We start from the raw sequence: 18,572 nt of genomic DNA, 5'->3' as shown, positions 1-18,572 counted from the left end.
TTCCAGGTTGTGCCTGATAGAAATAGTCTTCACTTTAATTTTTGTTGTTAGGTTGAATTTCAAATGTACTTAATAAATACCGAATTGATTACCTTTGAGAAAATTTAAAAACAATGAGGCAAACCTTTTCTTTGTTCTTTATTCTTTTCTCCCTGGTCTCTTTTGCACAGGTTGAAGAAAAGAAACTCGATGAGCTCATCCAAAATACTTTGAAAACATTTGATGTTCCCGGAATGTCTGTAGGAATAATCAAAGACGGTAAACTGATCTATTCAAAAGGATTTGGAGTCCGTTCTTTAACGACTAAACAGGCGATGGATGATACCACTTTGGTAGGTATTGCCTCCAATTCCAAAGGTTTTACCTGTACGGCATTAGCAATTTTAGCGGATGAAGGAAAACTGAACTGGGATGATAAAGTGTCTAAATACATTCCTGAATTTCAGATGTATGATCCTTATGTGTCGCAAAATGTCACCATTAAAGATCTGGTGACTCATAGAGCAGGACTGGGATTGGGACAGGGTGATCTGATGTTTTTTCCAGAAGGAGGAAATCTGTCTGTGAATGATATTGTACACAATGTAAGATACCTGAAACCGGAGAATCCTTTCAGAACAACATTGGATTATAATAACATCATGTTTATTGTTGCCGGAGAAGTTATCCACAGAATTTCCGGATTAAGCTGGGCAGAATTTATAGAACAGAGAATTATGAAGCCGGTAGGAATGACCTCCAGTTTCGGAAGCTACAACAGAGCAAAAGCCATAACCAATAAAATCGATGCTCATGCTCCCGTAAACGGAAAATCGGTTGCCGTTCCTCATGATTGGAATGAAACTGCGAATGCAGCGGGTGGTATTATGAGTAATATCAAAGACATGACTACCTGGGCAGAATTTCTGATGAATAATTTTACTACAAAAGACGGTAAAAAACTGGTTTCAGATAAAAATGTACAGCAACTTTGGAGTTTACAGATTCCTAGCGGTATAGCGGCTAAAAATCCATATGACACAAGTTTTTACGGATATGGAATGGGCTGGTTCCTAAGTGACGTTAAAGGCCATAAACAGATCCAGCACACAGGCGGACTGATCGGAACTGTTACCCAGTTTACCTTAATCCCAGATCTTAAATTAGGAATTGTTGTATTGACGAACCAGCAATCTGGTGCGGCTTTTAATACGATCACCAATACGGTAAAAGATTCTTATTTGGGAATTGCAGACAGAAACTGGCTGAAAACCTACGGGGAGAGAATGACTAAAAACGAGGCATTCTATGAAAAGCAGAAGAAAGAATCATTCGCCAAATCTGAAGCCTTTAAAAAAGAAAAGAACAGCCAGCCTAAAGCAGAACAGTTTACAGGAAAATACAATGACGTATGGTTCGGAGATGTAGAAATTTTTCAGCAGGGAAGTACCTACAGAATTTCGTGTGCTAATTCTCCAAGATTAAAAGGAGAATTACTTCCTTATTCAAACAATTCTTTCATTATAAAATGGGACGACAGAAGCTATGATGCAGATGCCTATATTATTTTTAATTATGATGAAAACGGTAAAGCAGAATCAGCAAAATTGAAAGCCATTTCCGATGTTACTGATTTCAGCTTTGATTTTGATGATCTGGATCTGAAAAGAAAATAATGAGTAGACCAGCCAATCTGTATTAACAACATAGGATATCATATTCAATAGAAATGGGCTTTAGCCCATTCAATGAATAAAAAATCAAATCAAATGGCTTTAGCCAAACAAAAAAACAAAAGCTTCAACATCTGTTGGAGCTTTTTATTTTAATTAACTTGAGAAGGAGAGATCTTTGAAACAAACCTAAATTTTTCCCGGTTCATAAAAGAATAACAATTTTTTTCTGGCACCATCAAATTCAGCCCATGAATCACAATCGATCTCAAAACCTGCCACGCCGCAAGTAGGGAAATGAAAGATATCCTCAGAGATAGAATTGGCAAAATTGGAAATTCCGTTGTTATGGGAGAAAATAGCAACTGAATTATGGCTGTCATCCAGACTGTAGATCACCGATTCGAAATTTCTTTCCGATGGATTATAAAGTTTCTCATCAGTTATGCAATTAAGCTGATACGTCTGGTTGAAAACTTCGCACGTATGCAGTGCCCGGACTGCCGGACTGGAGACCAGATAATCAATCGAAATATTATTACTTTTCATAAACCTGGACATATGCATGGCATCATTTAAACCCTTGTCTGCCAATGGTCTGTCAAAGTCCTCCGTTTCTTCAGGCCAGTCGCTTTTTGCATGTCTTACGAGGATGAGTTTCTTCATATTTTCGTTTTTTGGAAGATTAAAATTATAAAAAAAATAATGGAATAAAACATGATTTACATAAAAAAACTGCGTTATGAATAAAATCATTAAAATTTACTAAATTTGCAGACTTATGGGACAAATCCTCGCAATAGACTACGGAAAGGCTCGTTGTGGCATCGCTGTAACGGATGATATGCAAATTATTGCAAGCAGCCTTGATACTGTGGAAACAAAATCGCTGCTGGTATTTTTAAATAAATATTTCAGCGAGAATAAAGTAGACGGCGTAGTTATAGGACTTCCTGTAGATTTGAAGGGAAATATTTCCGAAGTGGAAGTGGATATTCTAAAATTTATTGAAGAATTTACAAAAGAATTTTCTGATATTCCTGTCCACCGTTTTGACGAAAGATTTACCTCCAAAATGGCCTCGTTTTTTATTTCCCAAAGTGGGAAAAGCAAAAAAAAGAGACAAGAGAAGGGATTAATAGATAGAGTAAGTGCAACCATCATATTGCAGAATTTTTTAGAACAAAGAACAAGATGATTTTACCGATAAGAGCCTTTGGGGATCCTGTTTTGAGAAAAGTAGGCAAAGATATAGACAAAGATTATCCCAATTTGCAAGAACTTGTAGAGAGCATGTTTGATACGATGTACAGCGCCAACGGTATTGGGCTGGCAGCACCTCAGGTTGGACTTGATATCCGCCTGTTTGTAATCGATGTGACGCCTCTTGCAGAGGATGAAGATTATGAGGATATTAAGGATGAGCTGAAAGACTTCAGAAAAGTTTTCATCAATGCACAGATTCTTGAAGAATCAGGTGAAGAATGGAAATTCAATGAAGGATGCCTTTCTATTCCTGATGTAAGAGAGGATGTAAAGAGAAAAGGAACGATCCTTATTGAATATTATGACGAAAATTTTGTAAAACATACAGAAACTTTTTCCGATATTAGAGCCCGCGTAATTCAGCATGAGTACGATCATATTGAAGGGGTTTTGTTTACCGACCATTTAAGTGCATTGAAAAAGAAGCTTGTAAAAGGTAAACTCACAAAGATCTCTCAGGGTGATGTAAGCATCAATTATAAAATGAGATTTCCAAAATAAGTATAAACATTAAAGTAAAAAAATAATACAGGGCAAAAAGCAATAGGCGGATTGCTGAATTTACAAAAAATAAAATTATGTTGTTAGAAAAAATAATTTCAATTTCTGGAAAACCAGGACTTTACAAATTAGTTTCTCAATTAAGAAACGGGTTTATTATTGAAGATGTTACTTCAAAAAAGAAAGTAAGCATTGGAAATTCTAGCCAGGTTAGTTTGTTAGACAATATTGCAATGTTTACTTTTGATAAAGAAGTGCCTTTGTTCGAAGTTTTTGAAAATATTGCTAAAAATCATGATTATAAGGAAACGATTTCTCATAAATCTTCTGAGTCTGATTTGAAAGACTTTATGGGTACTTCTCTTCCTAACTACGATACAGAAAGAGTATACGCTTCCGATATCAAAAAATTAGCTCAATGGTATAACATCTTGCACAAAGCAGGGTATATCACTCCTGAAAGCTTCGTAAAAGCAGAACCTGAAACATTGGATCCTGCACATGAAGAAGTGAGCCTTGAAAAAGAAGCAACTAAAAAAGTAGCTCCAAAAGCAGAAAAGCCGGTAACTCCGAAAGTAAAAGCTACTTCAGCAGCAAAAGGGGCTCCAAAAAGCACTCACACTAAAAAAGGATAATTCATTCATCTGAATTTCAAAATAAAGGCCTTGTCACGTTCAGTGACAAGGTTTTTGGTTTTTACTGAAGATTAAAACGCTTATGTATTTTGAATCTTCTGCCCAACGACACAAATCTTCGATTTCAGGACAAAAGAACAGTAATTAACAAAGATTACCTTAAATTTGTGCCCATTGAACGCTCAATACCTATGAATACAAAACAGGAAAAACTAGACGCCTTCGAAAGACTGCTCGATATCATGGATGATCTGCGGGAAAAATGTCCCTGGGATCAGAAGCAGACCTTGCAGTCGCTTCGACATTTAACTCTTGAGGAAACCTATGAACTTTCAGATGCTATTCTGAAAGATGATCTGCTGGAAATTAAAAAAGAATTAGGCGATGTCCTTCTTCATCTGGTTTTTTATGCTAAAATTGGTTCTGAGAAAAACAGTTTTGATATTGCAGATGTGATCAATTCCCTGAATGAGAAGTTGATTTTCCGTCACCCGCACATTTACGGAGATACGGAAGTGAAAGATGAAGAGGAAGTAAAAAAGAATTGGGAAAAATTAAAACTGAAAGAGGGAAATACTTCTATTTTAGGCGGTGTTCCTAAAAGCCTGCCAAGCCTGGTGAAAGCATACAGAATTCAGGATAAGGTAAAAGGAATTGGTTTTGAGTTTCATGATGCAGAAGATGCCTGGAAAAAAGTAGATGAGGAAATTGCAGAGTTTCATGCAGAGACCGATCTTGATAAAAAAGAACAGGAATTAGGTGATGTATTTTTCTCGTTGATTAATTACGCCAGAATTTCCGGGATTAATCCTGATTCTGCGTTAGAAAGAACCAATTTAAAATTTATTACAAGATTTCAGAAAATGGAAAAGCTGGCTGATGAAGAAAATGTAAAGCTGGCAGACTTATCACTGGAAGAAATGGATGTTCTTTGGGAAAAAGCTAAACTGCTGCTTTCTTAGTATAGAAAGAACTTTATACATTATTGATATCTTAGAGAAAACATGCGATACCCGTATGTTCAGTTAAAAAAATAAAAATATAGATATGCTGCGCACTGTTATTTTATCCGCATTCTTTTTATGGAGTTGCAATCCTAAAGCTCAGGATTCAGCTAAAGATGAAGCTCTCAAAGTGGAGTTTACTCTTCCTAAAAAGCTGAAAGAAGTTTCCGGAATTGCTTTGTCAAAAGATAAGAAAACAATCTGGACGATAGAAGATCAGGGAAACAAAAACAGAGTATATGGACTCGATCGTCAGGGAAAATTAATCGCTGATGTTCTGGTTGAAAATGCTGAAAATACGGATTGGGAAGAAATTATTACAGATACTACGGGAAATATCTATATCGGTGACTTTGGAAATAATGACAACGAGAGAAAGGATCTTGCTATTTTGAAAATAGATCTGAAAGATGCTTCTCAAACCACGACACAGGTTACGCAGACTACAAGGTTTCATTATGAAGGACAAACTGATTTTCCTCCCAAAAAATCAAACTTACTCTACGACTGTGAAGCCTTTATAGAAATGGACGAGAATTTTTATCTCTTTACCAAAAACAGAAGCAAAGGATTTGACGGGACATTCCTGGTTTTCCAGGTTCCTAATAAAGAAGGAGATTTTGAAGCTAAATTGATCGCTACATTAAAGCTTGACGGCAAATACAGCGACGCTGCTATTACGTCCGCATCCATCAACAGTACGAAAGATCGTATTGTTTTGTTGAATCATAAAAATATCCAGGTGCTTACAGGATTTTCAGCTAATGATTTTAGCAAGGTGAAAATTCAGAAGATCCCGTTGCATCATAACTCGCAAAAAGAAGGAATTGTTTTTCTTGATGATAAAACCCTGCTGATTGCCGATGAAAAAGATAAGGAAACTGGCGGAAACGTTTATAAATTTTCCTTTTAAAATATAATCCCCACAAAATAATTTTTGTGGGGATTATTATATGTTTGAACTATGGTGTGAGGTAAATACCATCACGACCAATCTTAAAAATTCATACCTACGCCGGCTGAAATTCTTCCGCCATCAGAACCATAGAAATAATTCAGCCTTGCTGAAAACATATCTACAATACTTAGCCAGAATCCCGCTCCTACAGACTGGTGCCATTTTTTAGAATCTTCACCATTGTTCCAGACCCGTCCGAAATCATATCCTACCAGGACTCCCATATTGGCAGGAACGATATTGTTCCGCACTCTGCCGAAGTCCCAACGGACTTCAGAATTATTTGTAAAATAAGACCTTCCTGAAAAGCGGTCATTTCTAAAAGCTCTCATACCGTTGTTGCCACCGATAGCTGCCGCCTGATAGAATTCAAAATTATTATTGTTGATCCACATTCCATTACTTGAGTTGGCAAAAACGAATAGTCCTCTTTTGTCAATTCTGTGGTCTATGGTAAGGGTTCCGTTTAGCGCTAAAAAGTTTTTATCGAAATTGGATACATTCGTTTTCCAGTTCGCATTCACTAGAAGTTCCATCCCCAACGTTGGGAAAGCCTTGTTATCCATATTTTTAAAGCTGAAAGTATAATTTGCTCCTGCAAACTGCTGGCTTTTAAAAACCTCAGGTCTTACATCCGGTGACTGATCCACAAACCGATCGCCGTTTCTTTGGATTTTATTATCCTCGAAAGTCAGTTGAAACTGATGCTGTAGATTCAGCCAGCTTTTTTTAGAAATAGAAGGCGCAAAACTGAATTTTGAGATTCTGGCTCTGTTATATTCCCGTTCCGTATTTTCTTTATCGTAAGGACTTTCGTTAGACAGTCCGAAGAAGTTTTGTGAAAAATGTGGAGTAGTATATGCTGCATCAAGATTGAAATCCCATCCTGAAATCGCTTTTTTGAAAATTCCTTTATAAACCAGGCTAAATCCACCAGTCGCCGTATAGAAGTTAGCCTTCAGGCTGTGCTTCTGGGTATAAGGATCACGGATGAAATTATTCACCGTATAATTGGCCAAAACACCCAATATCACCCCGTCATCAGGGTTATAATCTGCATTGGGATATCCTGCAAAGAAGTTGTATTTCGGGTGTTTATAATTGTAGGTATTGATATCATAATCATCAGAAATCTTTTTTGCTGCTGTACCGGCATTGTACGTGTTTTTTTGAGATTTAAAATCATAAATCTTCACTTTTTTTCCATCAGCAACAGTATATGTATCATGGTTGTAGCCTCCGATCAATCTGATGTTCATCTTAGGTCTGCTATCTCCTGAAACTTCATAAATATCATCATCTTCCAACCCATAGATCCAAAGTTCTTTGGTTTTAGAGTCATCATATGTTTTTTCAAATACCAGCTCCGGATTTTCTTTGTTTTTATCTAATGCATACTGTTGTACTGTAACGGAATGCCCTTTTTTAATAATAACAAACTTATCCGGATTTACTGTCCCTGCCAGAGAAACTTTTTCCTGCAGCACATCATAATATCGGGATGCATAATCCTGTAATTTTATCTTTCTGGATTTTAACTTTCTTTGAATATCGGTAATGGTCTCATCTTTTACCTCTTTAGGCAGATTGCTGAAAGCTTCATCAATATCCTGGTCTGTAAGATGCTCCTGGATATATTTCGCCTGGGCGATCCATTCTTCTTGTGTAGATCCTTTTAAAAATACAAGGTCCAGCGGATAAGGTTCCATGTTCATCCATTTTACATTTTTAATGTCATCTTTGAATGTTTTCATATGGCGGATTGCCGGGACATTCATGATAATCTTAAATGCAGCACCATCATATTTACTGAAAGCCTGGTCTCTGTCTCTGGGAATCGGTTTATAAACAACTTTATCACCGTCTTTGTATTCTGCCCATTTCCATTGGTCAGAATGTCTGTCCCAGTCACCGATCAGCATATCAAAAATTCTGGCTCTGATATAGGATTCCTGATCTACAGCATATTTATTATTTTTTGTAAAATTCTTTAAAACATCATCCGTAGAAAGAATATCTTTTGCATGATCCAGTGATTCCAGTGTTTTAGGATCAGAAGAAAACCGTTCTTCGATCATGTACATTTCATCACCGTAGCTTTGATTATAATCTCCCAAAGCATATTGTTTAGGGATATAATATAACTTAGGGTTGCTATGGAAAATATTGAGTTTATCAGCCATATTCCCGACCGAAAATGGGGTGAATGGATGATCGGTTGTATAGAAATCAAGCAGGAACTTCTCCGGAAAAGTATTGTTCAGTTCATTTCCGAATGTGCTTTTTTTGAAAGCCATATTATTCAAAAACCGAACTGCACTTTTTTTCACGCCCCGCATTACAAATTCCTGTCCGTCCTGAGCTTTAAGCCGAAGGCTGTTGGATTGGTTTCCGCCTCCTTCGCGGAAGGGAGTAAACCCGCCATTGATTTCCGAAAGATTAGCCGTCTGAACTTCAATAGGAATTCCGTAATATTTTCGGTAATGCTCCCCCCAAAGCCATCTGTAGATTTTTCCTTTCTGAGTAAGCTCTACAGGGTAAACGGTAGAAGTGAAGGTACTTGGAAAGGTATTCGGGAAATTATTGATGAAAACATCAGGTTTAGAGATCACTGAAATATGGGTGAGCTTTTCAAGTTTGTTATCCTTGGTCGAAAAATATTCTATATCCGAGCTTTTGTCTTTTCTTAAATTTAACACAGCAAATCCGCTGCCTCCGTAAGAAAAATCAGTTTTTTCTGCAATGGTTGCCGGATCTGTTTTAGAACCTGCTCCGCTGACGATCTGCCTGATATTTCTCTCTTCATGATACTGCAGATTATGATCATGTCCGGAAACAAAAATAATATTGTCTTTATCCTGAACGATACTTTTAATTCTGTTGGCCAGATCTGCATAATGTTGATTGTTGATGTCTTCCATGCTGGCGCCTGAAGAATTTCTCAAAACATTGATAAGACTTGCAACACCGGGAACCGGAATTTTGCTTTTTAAAGGGTAAAGATGTGATTTTGCAGAATTAAAACCTGCATGCACCCCGCTGCTTATAATCGGATGATGAAGCGCAACGATAATTCTTTTGTCCTGATTTTTATTCACAAGATCTTTAAATTCCTCAAAAAGATCTTCACGGGTTTTTATCGAACAGTTTTTATTGATTCCGGGATATTGGTCCCAATTTACCAAAGCCCATTCAGAATCTATAACGATTAATTTAATGTCTTTCGTAAGATTGATATCATCAATAGGACAAGAGTTTTTGGGTAAGAATGCTTTCTTATCGTTTAGATATTCTTTAACATAATTTTCCTGAGCCTTTAGTCCATCCAATCCGTAATACCAATCATGATTTCCAGGGATAACCAGTGTTTTCCCTTTGAAATTTTTAGTAATGGCCAGCTGGTTTTCCAGTTTTTCTTTTGCGGAAGGATATTCTTTATCCGATTTCGTCGGCATTCCTGAAGGATAAATATTATCGCCCAGAAAAAGAAGCATGGAGTTTTCGTCAGCAGAATCTAATTTACTTTTAATATAATTCAGCGTATGCTTTGCCTGGGCTTCATCTGCATTTCCGGCATCTCCTACGAGAAAAATTTTAAAGTCATTTCCGGATTTTATATCAGAATTTTTAACTTCGAATAAGTTTTTACCCTTTTTTACGTTATATGTTGCGCAGGAATAGAGAGCTCCGGCAGATAATGCTGCTTTAAGGAGAATCGAAATTTTTTTTAGATCAGTTTTCAAGGATAAATTCATAAATTTACATTAACAAAAATTCAGGAATGAGCATTTTACACAAAGCCAAAGATTATGTTGAAATCTTATTCAAAGATAAGTTATCTTCTGTATACTTTTATCATAATTTTATTCATACAACGTATACAGTCAATAAGGCTGAGGAAATTATGAGGAATACACCGGTCTCCAAAGAAGATCAGGAGAAGGTTTTACTGGCTCTTTGGTTTCATGATACCGGATATATTGAATGTGCCCAGAATCATGAAGAAAGAGGCGTTGAAATTCTGAAAAATTTTCTACAAAATGAAGATTATCCTGAATCTTATATAGAAGACGTTTCCCGATTGATCCTGGCTACAAAAATTTCCTACGAGCCCCAGAACCTTTTAGAAAAAATCGTAAAAGATGCGGATTGTAGCCACTTTGCAGGCCACGACTACAACGATATTTCTGATGCCTTGAGGAAAGAATGGGAACTTACCAATGTACGGTGTTTTTCCAATGATGAATGGAATGCCGGAAATCTGGATATGCTGAAAAACAAGCATCATTATTACACCGATTATGCCATTGAAAACTGGGAACCTCTTAAAAAGAAAAATATTAAGAAAATAGAGAAGAAGCTGGAAAAGGAAGAAGATAAAAAAACGCCTTCTGAAAATAAAAAAGACGGAAAAGAGTCTAAAGAGCAGAAGGAACCTAAAGAACCGAAATCTGACCGAAGTGTAGATACTTTGTTCAGAATTACATTGAATAACCACACCAGATTGAGTGATATTGCAGACAGTAAAGCGAATATCCTGCTTTCCGTGAATGCCATTATTATTTCAGTATGTCTTTCCGTGTTGGTTCCCAAATTGGATGCTCCAAAAAATGCACATCTTGTAATTCCAAGTTTTATATTGTTGCTGTCTAGTGTTTTAACGATTATTTTTGCAATTTTATCCACAAAACCTAATGTTACCAAGACCAGATTTACCAATCAGGATGTTGCAGACAGAAAGGTGAATCTTCTGTTTTTTGGAAATTTCAACCAAATGCTTTTCGGAGATTATAATGAGGCGATGAAAGACCTGATTAAAGACAGAGATTATATTTATGATTCTATGGTGAAAGATCTCTATTTCCTGGGAAAAGTATTAGACAGAAAATATAAACTGTTATCTATTACCTATCAGATCTTTATGGCTGGAATTATTATTTCGGTACTTTCTTTTGGATATGCTTTTCTTACCCTTTAACTTTAGTTAGAAAAAGAAAATCATTGTAAAGGAATTAGTTACGGTGATAAAATCCACCTCAATCCTACAATTTTATATTGATAGGAAATAACTTTGGCTATTGAATTTTCTATTTCGGGCAGGCTGAAATTCCGCAAGGAGAGTTGGATTTTTCTTTTGTGGATTAATATTACACTAAAGAAACCCTCAGTGCAAGTAATCCTGTAATTCCCTGAAGGTCTTCAACCTTTAAAAACTCTACATCAGACTGAAGAATTCCTTTTTTCTGAAGTTTTGCGATATATTCCAGATATTCTCGCTGATTTTCCATTCCAAAATAGACGATGGTGATTTTTCCGGGACAGGTGATTCTTTCGTTGGAATCTTTGACATGTGATTTGTCCAATCGTTTTTTGACGATTTCATAGTAAGAATTGTAGGCACCGTCTACATCAAAACGTTTCTCATCCATTCGAAAACGGATGTCTATTTTTTCATTATAAACAAAGATGAGGGAAGCGATATCCAAAGAGATCGGAAGATCTTTTTTAAAATCCTGAAATTCACTTTCCATTTTACAGATGGTCTTCAGCTGCCAATATCTTAATTGACTGGCTACCTTGGAAGAATAGGGCACATCCGGAGCAATATTCTGGCCGATGAATAAATTATGTTCAACTCCGTCAGATTTGAATCGTTCATAGTAATGTGGATAGATCTGTTGTGCCTTCACCTGGCTTTCGTCCAGCATATCTGCCAGCTTTCTGTTCACCAGTGTGATAGAATCGTCCAGGTTTTTCCGGTTGGCATAGAATAAGTCCGTCTGAATAAATAATTGTAAAAAGTAATCTTTAATTTTTTCTTTTACTTCTTCACTCGATTGTACTTCCAGTTTTCCCTGTAAAAATGGATGAATTTCATCTCTCAGCAATCGTTGGAAACGTTGTTCAGTATCTGCTTTGATTTCTTTATTCAGTTCATTTTCGAAGATCTCTAAAGCCAACAGATATTTTTCCGAATCAGAATTGATCAGGCTGAATATATCATACAGACTGGCAATCTGCTCATTGAGATCCTGAAGCATTAAGTTAAAACGCTTGTCAGAAGAAGAACGGATGTCTGAAAACCCAAAAAGAGGGGTTAAGTTTTTAAATGAAATCTGCTTTAGTGTGTATATTTTTTTTGCCAGGGAAGCATTGAAATATCTCTCTGCTTCATTTCTGAATTTCCAGACTACGCTGTCGTGGATGGAAGTATATTCACGCTGGATAATGGCTTCTATCTGATAATTCTTTTCAAAGCTGAATCTCGTCAGTGAGAAGAGGATCATATCTGAGAAAAACTCCATCTTTTTAAGCTTTAAACCATTAAAACTATTGGAAATGGGTGAACTGAACTCCATGATGGCCAGCAATTCATTGTCTTTCATGATAGGAATTACCATGAAACTGTTGATGTTATTGTTCTTTAGAATATTGAAAGAAGGCATTTTTCGGGTCTCTTCATCCATATTTTCAACATTCGAAATAACTATCGGTCTGGAATTATGATTTAAATTATTAAACGTATTCTTTCGGGTTTCTTCATCAAATGTATTGATCCAGAAATCTAAAATATGATTGGTGAAAAAGTTTTCATAGATCGGAACATTTTCAAGTCTCTGATCTTTTTTATTGAAAAGCATTAATCCGAAGTTCAGTGCCGGAACATCGAAATAAGATTTAAAAATTTCTATCAGATTCTCATCCGGATTCAGGTTTTCCGGATCAATTTGGATCATACTGGATTTAAGATCTGAGAGTGCTACTTCAGAGGTACAGTCCACCAGAGAAATAATAGTAAATCCCTTAAGAATCCAGGATTGCGATGGGAAATATTTCTTCCAAAGATTGGTATCATCAATATTCTCCAGCAGCATATTCAGGGTGTCGTCAGAAGGAATTTTAGCCTGCTCTGTGGGATATACTTCTGTGAAATCTGAATTGACTGTGATCTTATAATGCTTCATAATGCCCTGCTTGTTTGGAATGTCATAATAAAAGGGCAGGGTACTTTTGATGTCTTTTTTGAAATAGCTTTGTAAGATAAGACAGCAGCAGAATACATAAAACTCATCATCATTAATATTTCTGAGCTCTATTTCAAAATCCTTACCAGCATCTTTCAGGATATCTTTAAATCTTTCGGTATAGTTAAAGGTGATATCGGATAGAGGAATGCTGGCTGCTTTTATTTCATTATTGGTCAAACCTGTCGGGAAAAGATCGGCAAGAAGCAACCTGATGAGGTCTTCATGTTTTTCCAGTAATGCTACATCCTGAAAGCCGTCTTTGAGTTCCTGAAAGTTTTTAGTTTTATCAATCAATGACTGGGCATAGTTGACGCGGTATTCTAAACGGTCGTTATAACGGATATGCTCAAGCACATCCAAATATTTTTTGAATGATATATAAACCTTAAATGGAGCGTCTTTTTTATAAAGATTTGCCAATGTTGAAATTTCAAGTAAAGTTATGAAAAAAGTTGTGTTCCACTGCTTTGAGATCACTTTTATTCTGTGAAAAAACAGTTAGATTATTGAATTTCGATGGGCATTATAATTACTATTTTTTTACCATATATTATATTATACTAAAAGATAGTTATAAAAATTACCCACCAAAAAAGCACAACATCAATGTTGTGCTTTATATATTATTTATAATTAAATTCTTACAGTCCGAACTGTTTTGCAAACAGATCCGGGAAAACTCCCAATACAATAATAGATGCAATAACAAATACCGCAACAATATTATAGGTAAGCGTTACTTTTTCTGAAGTCTTGAATGTTGTTTCTTTAAAGAAGAACATCGCAATGATTAACCTCAAATAGTATGCGATAGAAATTGCAGAACCTAACACAGCTACCAATACAAGGAAAGCCGCACCGTTCATCGCCTGAGAGAATAAAGCAAATTTACCCATGAAACCTGCTGTTAGTGGAACTCCAGCCATTGAAAGCATCGAAACGGCTGCTACTGTTGCCAATATAGGCTCAGATTTAGCCAATCCTTTAAAGGCTCCAAACGAAGTTTCTCTTTTTAGTTTTTCTACCCAGATCAGACACATAAATACACCAACTGTAGATAATGAATAGGCAAAGAGATAAAAGGCCAGATTATAAGTGGAAAGATTCGTCATTCCAAAGAAAACCAATCCGATATATCCTGCGTGAGAAACTGATGAATATGCCAGCATTCTTTTTGCGTTGGTTTGAGCAAGTCCCATAACATTCGCCAGTAAAAGCGTAATGATCACAAATACTCCGAATACATTGATCCATTCATGGGTAACTCCGGCAAAGCCGATAGTCATTAATCTGAATAGTGCAAAAAATCCTGAGATCTTTACCACACTCGCCATGAAAGCCGTAATCAATGAAGGTGCTCCGTAATATACATCAGGACTCCACATATGGAAAGGTGCTAAAGCCACTTTGAATGCCAATGCACAAAGAATAAGCAAAACGCCTAAAATGAACATGGTATTGTGAGCATTTGCCACTCCAAAGTTTTGAATGGTATATAAATCAAAACTTCCAACACTTCCATAAATAAATGCAATACCAAACAGAAGGAATCCTGTAGCAAATGCACCCATCAGGAAATACTTGATAGAAGCTTCATTGGATCTTAGATCAGTTTTGTTGGCACCTGCCATTACGTACAGTGGAATAGAAAGAATTTCTATACCCAAAAACAGGGTCACCATATTTTGGAATCCGAAAAGGGTAATACTTCCGCAAAGTGCGAAAAGCATTAGTGCATACAATTCAGACTGGTGGCTTCTGTGATTGCTGAACGCAAAACCTCCCAGGAAGAAAAGCAATAGGGTAGTTACAATAGATATTTTTGTAAATAGGGCAGTATTAGGGCCATATTCATACATATTTTTGTAATGCTCGAAGAATGTACATTCCGGCAAGAAGCTTACATATAATGCGATGATTAATCCAAAAATCCCAATGTATCTTGCGAATTTCCCTTGTTCAAAAACTCCTGAAAATAACGCAACAACTGCCGTTAGGAAAACAATAATTAAAACACTCATAATATAGATTTGAGATGCGGGAAAAGAGGGATGAGACAGAAATTCTGATTTCTCAATTTCTTAACCGCTTAATTTTTAAATTTTTTACTCTTTCAATTAATTTACCATTGATTGGTAAATAAACTTCAACGAACTACTCACCATATCGATTACCGGCTGAGGATAAATACCTAAAAGTATTACAAATACCGCTAAACTGGCCAATACTGAAAATTCTACTCCTGAAAGATCTTTTGCAGTACTCAATACCGCTTCATCTCCTTCACCGAACATTGCTTTTCCATAGAATCTCAATAAATACACAGCACATAGAATTACGGTAAGACCGGCAATTACAGATGCTAATACATTGAAATCAAAAACAGATTTTATCAGGATAAACTCCCCGATGAATCCGTTGGTTAATGGAACGCCCATTGATCCTAATATAATGATCAGGAACAACACGGCAAACTTAGGAGCAACTTTCGCCAATCCTCCCATCTGTCTGATGTCTCTTGATTTGAATCTTTTATATAAAATATCACAGCAGTAGAATAAGCCGACTACGTTGATACCGTGAGCAAATGTCTGTACTAAAGCACCTTCAGCACCTTCAATAGTAAAGGTTCCTCTTAAAGTAATTACTGCAGAAGCGAAAATACCTGCTACCATCAATCCAACGTGTGAGAATGATGAATAGGCAATAATTCTCTTCATATCATTCTGGATAATGGCAATCAGTGCTCCGTGAACAATTCCTACAATGGCAAGAATAATAACGATCTGTCCTGAAATTCCGGCAATCGGAATGGGAGTGATCGGTAACAGATAACGCATAACTCCGTAAATCGCCATTTTCAGCATAATCCCTGATAACAGCATTGATCCCTGAGTAGGAGAGTAAGTATACGTATCCGGCTGCCATGTATGGAACGGGAATACCGGAAGTTTTACAGCGAATGCAAAGAAGATAAACCAGAATACAACGGTCTGCTGCGTTTCATTCAACTGAGCATTATAAAGATCAGTTAATGCAAATGAAGCCGAGTGGTTGTAAACATAGATTAATCCTGCCAGCATGAACAGTGATCCAACGAATGTATAAACGAAGAATTTAGTTGTAAATTCAAATCTTTTATTTTCCTGTCCCCAAAGTCCGGCAATGAACCAGATTGGAATCAAGGTTACTTCCCAGAAGATGTAGAATAACAGTCCGTCTAAAGACGTGAACACTCCTACAAGTCCAAACTGCATCAGCAGAATAAGACCATAGAAAGAGTTTCTGTAACTTACATTTTCATTGAAAGATGATAAAATGATAATTGGCGTTAAGATATTGGTCAACAATAAAAGAAGTAAACTCATTCCGTCAATCCCGAAATGAAGAGAACTTTTAATGAATTGTGACCACGGATAATTGATCTCGTGCTGTAATACGCTGTCTACCGTTGGATTAAAATTAAAATCCGAAGCGATATAGAAGGTAATAAGCATTTGAACCAATGCAATTCCTAGTGCCAAATATTTGCTGGATTTATTTTTCCAGGCAAAGACTAGTCCCGACCCTACTAGAGGTAAAAGCAATAATGTTAATAATAAACACGACATTATTATTGTAATATAAAGTTAACAATCAGTATAATTCCCACAGCTAAAGACATGATAAGTATGTATGTCTCAACATTTCCGTTCTGGATACGTTTCATAGATTTACCGCTGTCTTCAGCGCCTTCACCCACGAAATCTACAAAACGGTCTAACACCCCTTTATCAAACATTTTTCCTCCACGTCCTAATCCTTCAACAGTTTTTACAATTAATGCATTGTAAAGTTCGTCAACATATAGTTTTTTAGCAGAAAGCTTTTCCCATCCAGTGTAATTTTCTTCTGCAACAGCCATCTTTTTCTTATTCACATACGTGTTTTTAACGATGAACCATACAGAGAAGAACATTAGTACTGTTAATCCTAACAGGATCATTTCAGTCGTAAAGTCAACTCCTGAAAGCGTTGCTTCCATTTGTTTGAAACTCTCTTCGGTAAGAACCGGTTTCAGCCATTCCATAAGTTTAGCGTAGTGTCCGTGCCCGATAAAGTGCGGAAGGTTAATGAAACCTCCGATTACAGAAAATACAGCCAATACAATCAATGGTAAGGTCATATTTGCAGGACTTTCATGTAAGTGATGTTTTTGTTCTTCCGTACCTCTAAATTCACCATGGAATGTTAAATAATACAGTCTGAACATATACGTTGCCGTAATTGCTGCTAAGATGAATAGCATTACCCAGTAAATAGGGTTTTTAGCAAAAGCTGCAACTAAAATTTCGTCTTTAGAGATCATCCCTGATAGAAAAGGGAATCCTGAGATCGCCAGCGTTCCGATAAGGAAAGTAGCATGGGTTAATGGAATATATTTTTTTAGACCACCCATGAAACGCATATCCTGCTCTCCGCTTACTGCGTGAATTACAGAACCTGCTCCCAGGAATAGTAAGGCTTTAAAGAAAGCATGCGTCATCACATGGAACATAGCAGTGGAATAAGCTCCCAATCCTAAAGCTATGAACATAAATCCAAGCTGTGAAACTGTAGAATAAGCCAATACTTTTTTGATGTCGTTCTGACGTAATGCATAGAAACCTGCTAAGGCTGCTGTTAAGAATCCTATTAATAAGATTCCGTCCTGTACTGTTGGGGCTAATGTAAATAAGAAGTTAGATCTTACCACTAAATAGATCCCCGCCGTAACCATCGTTGCCGCGTGAATCAATGCAGAAACAGGAGTTGGGCCGGCCATTGCATCCGGAAGCCATGTATATAAAGGAACCTGTGCAGATTTACCGGTAGCCCCGATAAATAAACTCCCTGTAATAAAGATAATTACGGTTCCGTCTAATTCAAATTTTGAAGCATTTTCAGCCACTGAAAGATAATCTATAGCATTCGTCTGAGATGCGATCATAAAGATACCGATCAAAAGAGCAAGGTCACCAATTCTGTTCATGATGAAAGCTTTTCTTGCTGCTTTCCCATATTCTTCATTAGTATACCAGAATCCGATCAGTAAATAGGAACAAAGTCCAACCCCTTCCCATCCGATAAACAGGATCAGGTAGTTGCTTCCCATTACCAAAAGAAGCATAGAGAAGATAAACAGATTTAAATAAGTAAAGAACTTATAAAAACCTTTATCATGGCTCATATATCCGATAGAGTACAGGTGAATCAAAGATCCGATTCCTGTAATAATCATGATCATCATTAATGAAAGCTGATCGATCTGGAATCCGAAATTAATCTGAACCCCGTTTACTCTAAACCATTCAAAAGCTTTTACGATTATCGGCTGGCTTTCAGAATTGAAGTTCATGAAAATGCCTACCGCAATACAGAAAGATCCGAAAACCATTGCAGTTGCCAGTCCGCCCACCAACATTTTTGGAAGGTTTTTCCCGAATAAACCGTTAATAAGAAAGCCTAAAAGTGGTAAAAGTATTATTGCATACACTAAATTTTCCATT

Annotated in this window: 13 protein-coding genes; 7 read left to right on the top strand and 6 right to left on the bottom strand. The window is 36.6% G+C overall.

Annotation, left to right across the window (positions count from 1 at the left end; all coding sequences use genetic code 11):
* Positions 1 to 113: 113 nt before the first annotated feature.
* On the top strand, positions 114 to 1,655 hold the full coding sequence (locus tag SB679_RS17465) for a serine hydrolase (RefSeq protein ID WP_410703550.1): 1,542 nt from the start codon (positions 114 to 116) through the stop codon (positions 1,653 to 1,655).
* A 186-nt stretch (positions 1,656 to 1,841) separates the two neighbouring features.
* Here SB679_RS17465 and SB679_RS17460 read toward each other — a convergent pair whose 3' ends face one another.
* Entirely contained in the window at positions 1,842 to 2,318 is a 477-nt protein-coding gene (locus SB679_RS17460) for a SixA phosphatase family protein (protein ID WP_034712567.1), read from the bottom strand.
* Positions 2,319 to 2,433: 115 nt separating this feature from the next.
* Here SB679_RS17460 and ruvX point away from each other — a divergent pair, with 115 nt between their 5' ends.
* The 5 genes from ruvX to SB679_RS17435 all read left to right on the top strand — a co-directional run bounded on the left by ruvX (position 2,434) and on the right by SB679_RS17435 (position 5,971).
* Positions 2,434 to 2,850, top strand: a complete 417-nt coding sequence (ruvX, locus tag SB679_RS17455) for a Holliday junction resolvase RuvX (protein ID WP_410703549.1) — start codon at positions 2,434 to 2,436, stop codon at positions 2,848 to 2,850.
* Positions 2,847 to 3,419, top strand: coding sequence for a peptide deformylase (gene def / locus SB679_RS17450; RefSeq protein ID WP_034712421.1), 573 nt, complete (start codon positions 2,847 to 2,849; stop codon positions 3,417 to 3,419). Before ruvX ends, def begins: the two co-directional genes overlap by 4 nt.
* Before the next feature lie 77 nt (positions 3,420 to 3,496).
* Complete coding sequence (locus SB679_RS17445) at positions 3,497 to 4,054, top strand: DUF5606 domain-containing protein (RefSeq protein ID WP_410703548.1); 558 nt, start codon at positions 3,497 to 3,499, stop codon at positions 4,052 to 4,054.
* A 191-nt stretch (positions 4,055 to 4,245) separates the two neighbouring features.
* Positions 4,246 to 5,016 carry a nucleoside triphosphate pyrophosphohydrolase gene (mazG, locus tag SB679_RS17440; protein ID WP_410703547.1) on the top strand — a complete coding sequence of 257 codons (771 nt, stop codon included), beginning with the start codon at positions 4,246 to 4,248 and terminating at the stop codon, positions 5,014 to 5,016.
* Positions 5,017 to 5,101: 85 nt separating this feature from the next.
* Positions 5,102 to 5,971 (top strand): hypothetical protein, encoded by an 870-nt coding sequence (locus tag SB679_RS17435; RefSeq protein ID WP_410703546.1) that lies wholly within the window; start codon positions 5,102 to 5,104, stop codon positions 5,969 to 5,971.
* 83 nt (positions 5,972 to 6,054) lie between these two features.
* Here the strand turns inward: SB679_RS17435 and SB679_RS17430 are convergent, their stop codons facing one another.
* A complete protein-coding gene (locus tag SB679_RS17430; RefSeq protein WP_410703545.1) occupies positions 6,055 to 9,759 on the bottom strand; it encodes a metallophosphoesterase in 3,705 nt (1,234 codons plus the stop codon).
* 38 nt (positions 9,760 to 9,797) lie between these two features.
* Between SB679_RS17430 and SB679_RS17425 the strand changes: the two genes are divergently transcribed.
* Positions 9,798 to 10,994, top strand: coding sequence for a Pycsar system effector family protein (locus SB679_RS17425; protein WP_410703544.1), 1,197 nt, complete (start codon positions 9,798 to 9,800; stop codon positions 10,992 to 10,994).
* A 169-nt stretch (positions 10,995 to 11,163) separates the two neighbouring features.
* Here SB679_RS17425 and SB679_RS17420 read toward each other — a convergent pair whose 3' ends face one another.
* The 4 genes from SB679_RS17420 to nuoL form a co-directional block, all read right to left on the bottom strand.
* The gene (locus tag SB679_RS17420; protein WP_410703543.1) at positions 11,164 to 13,398 is read right to left on the bottom strand and encodes a GAF domain-containing protein; all 2,235 of its coding nucleotides are present in this window, start codon (positions 13,396 to 13,398) and stop codon (positions 11,164 to 11,166) included.
* A 287-nt stretch (positions 13,399 to 13,685) separates the two neighbouring features.
* On the bottom strand, positions 13,686 to 15,065 hold the full coding sequence (locus SB679_RS17415) for an NADH-quinone oxidoreductase subunit N (RefSeq protein ID WP_410703542.1): 1,380 nt from the start codon (positions 15,063 to 15,065) through the stop codon (positions 13,686 to 13,688).
* A 96-nt stretch (positions 15,066 to 15,161) separates the two neighbouring features.
* Complete coding sequence (locus SB679_RS17410) at positions 15,162 to 16,655, bottom strand: complex I subunit 4 family protein (protein ID WP_410703541.1); 1,494 nt, start codon at positions 16,653 to 16,655, stop codon at positions 15,162 to 15,164.
* 2 nt (positions 16,656 to 16,657) lie between these two features.
* The gene (gene nuoL, locus SB679_RS17405) at positions 16,658 to 18,571 is read right to left on the bottom strand and encodes an NADH-quinone oxidoreductase subunit L (RefSeq protein WP_410703540.1); all 1,914 of its coding nucleotides are present in this window, start codon (positions 18,569 to 18,571) and stop codon (positions 16,658 to 16,660) included.
* Position 18,572: the final 1 nt, after the last annotated feature.

Source organism: Chryseobacterium sp. SIMBA_029 (assembly GCF_046535275.1).
Lineage (GTDB): Bacteria > Bacteroidota > Bacteroidia > Flavobacteriales > Weeksellaceae > Chryseobacterium.
This window is presented reverse-complemented; position numbering and strand designations above follow the sequence as displayed.

Excerpts from the sequence above, each read along its gene's own strand:
- SB679_RS17460 (WP_034712567.1), bottom strand. The coding sequence starts at position 2,318 with ATGAAGAAACTCATCCTCGTAAGACATGCAAAAAGCGACTGGCCTGAA.
- SB679_RS17465 (WP_410703550.1), top strand. The coding sequence starts at position 114 with ATGAGGCAAACCTTTTCTTTGTTCTTTATTCTTTTCTCCCTGGTCTCT.
- SB679_RS17415 (WP_410703542.1), bottom strand. The coding sequence starts at position 15,065 with ATGAGTGTTTTAATTATTGTTTTCCTAACGGCAGTTGTTGCGTTATTT.
- ruvX (WP_410703549.1), top strand. The coding sequence starts at position 2,434 with ATGGGACAAATCCTCGCAATAGACTACGGAAAGGCTCGTTGTGGCATC.
- SB679_RS17445 (WP_410703548.1), top strand. The coding sequence starts at position 3,497 with ATGTTGTTAGAAAAAATAATTTCAATTTCTGGAAAACCAGGACTTTAC.
- def (WP_034712421.1), top strand. The coding sequence starts at position 2,847 with ATGATTTTACCGATAAGAGCCTTTGGGGATCCTGTTTTGAGAAAAGTA.
- SB679_RS17435 (WP_410703546.1), top strand. The coding sequence starts at position 5,102 with ATGCTGCGCACTGTTATTTTATCCGCATTCTTTTTATGGAGTTGCAAT.
- mazG (WP_410703547.1), top strand. The coding sequence starts at position 4,246 with ATGAATACAAAACAGGAAAAACTAGACGCCTTCGAAAGACTGCTCGAT.
- SB679_RS17425 (WP_410703544.1), top strand. The coding sequence starts at position 9,798 with ATGAGCATTTTACACAAAGCCAAAGATTATGTTGAAATCTTATTCAAA.
- SB679_RS17410 (WP_410703541.1), bottom strand. The coding sequence starts at position 16,655 with ATGTCGTGTTTATTATTAACATTATTGCTTTTACCTCTAGTAGGGTCG.
- nuoL (WP_410703540.1), bottom strand. The coding sequence starts at position 18,571 with ATGGAAAATTTAGTGTATGCAATAATACTTTTACCACTTTTAGGCTTT.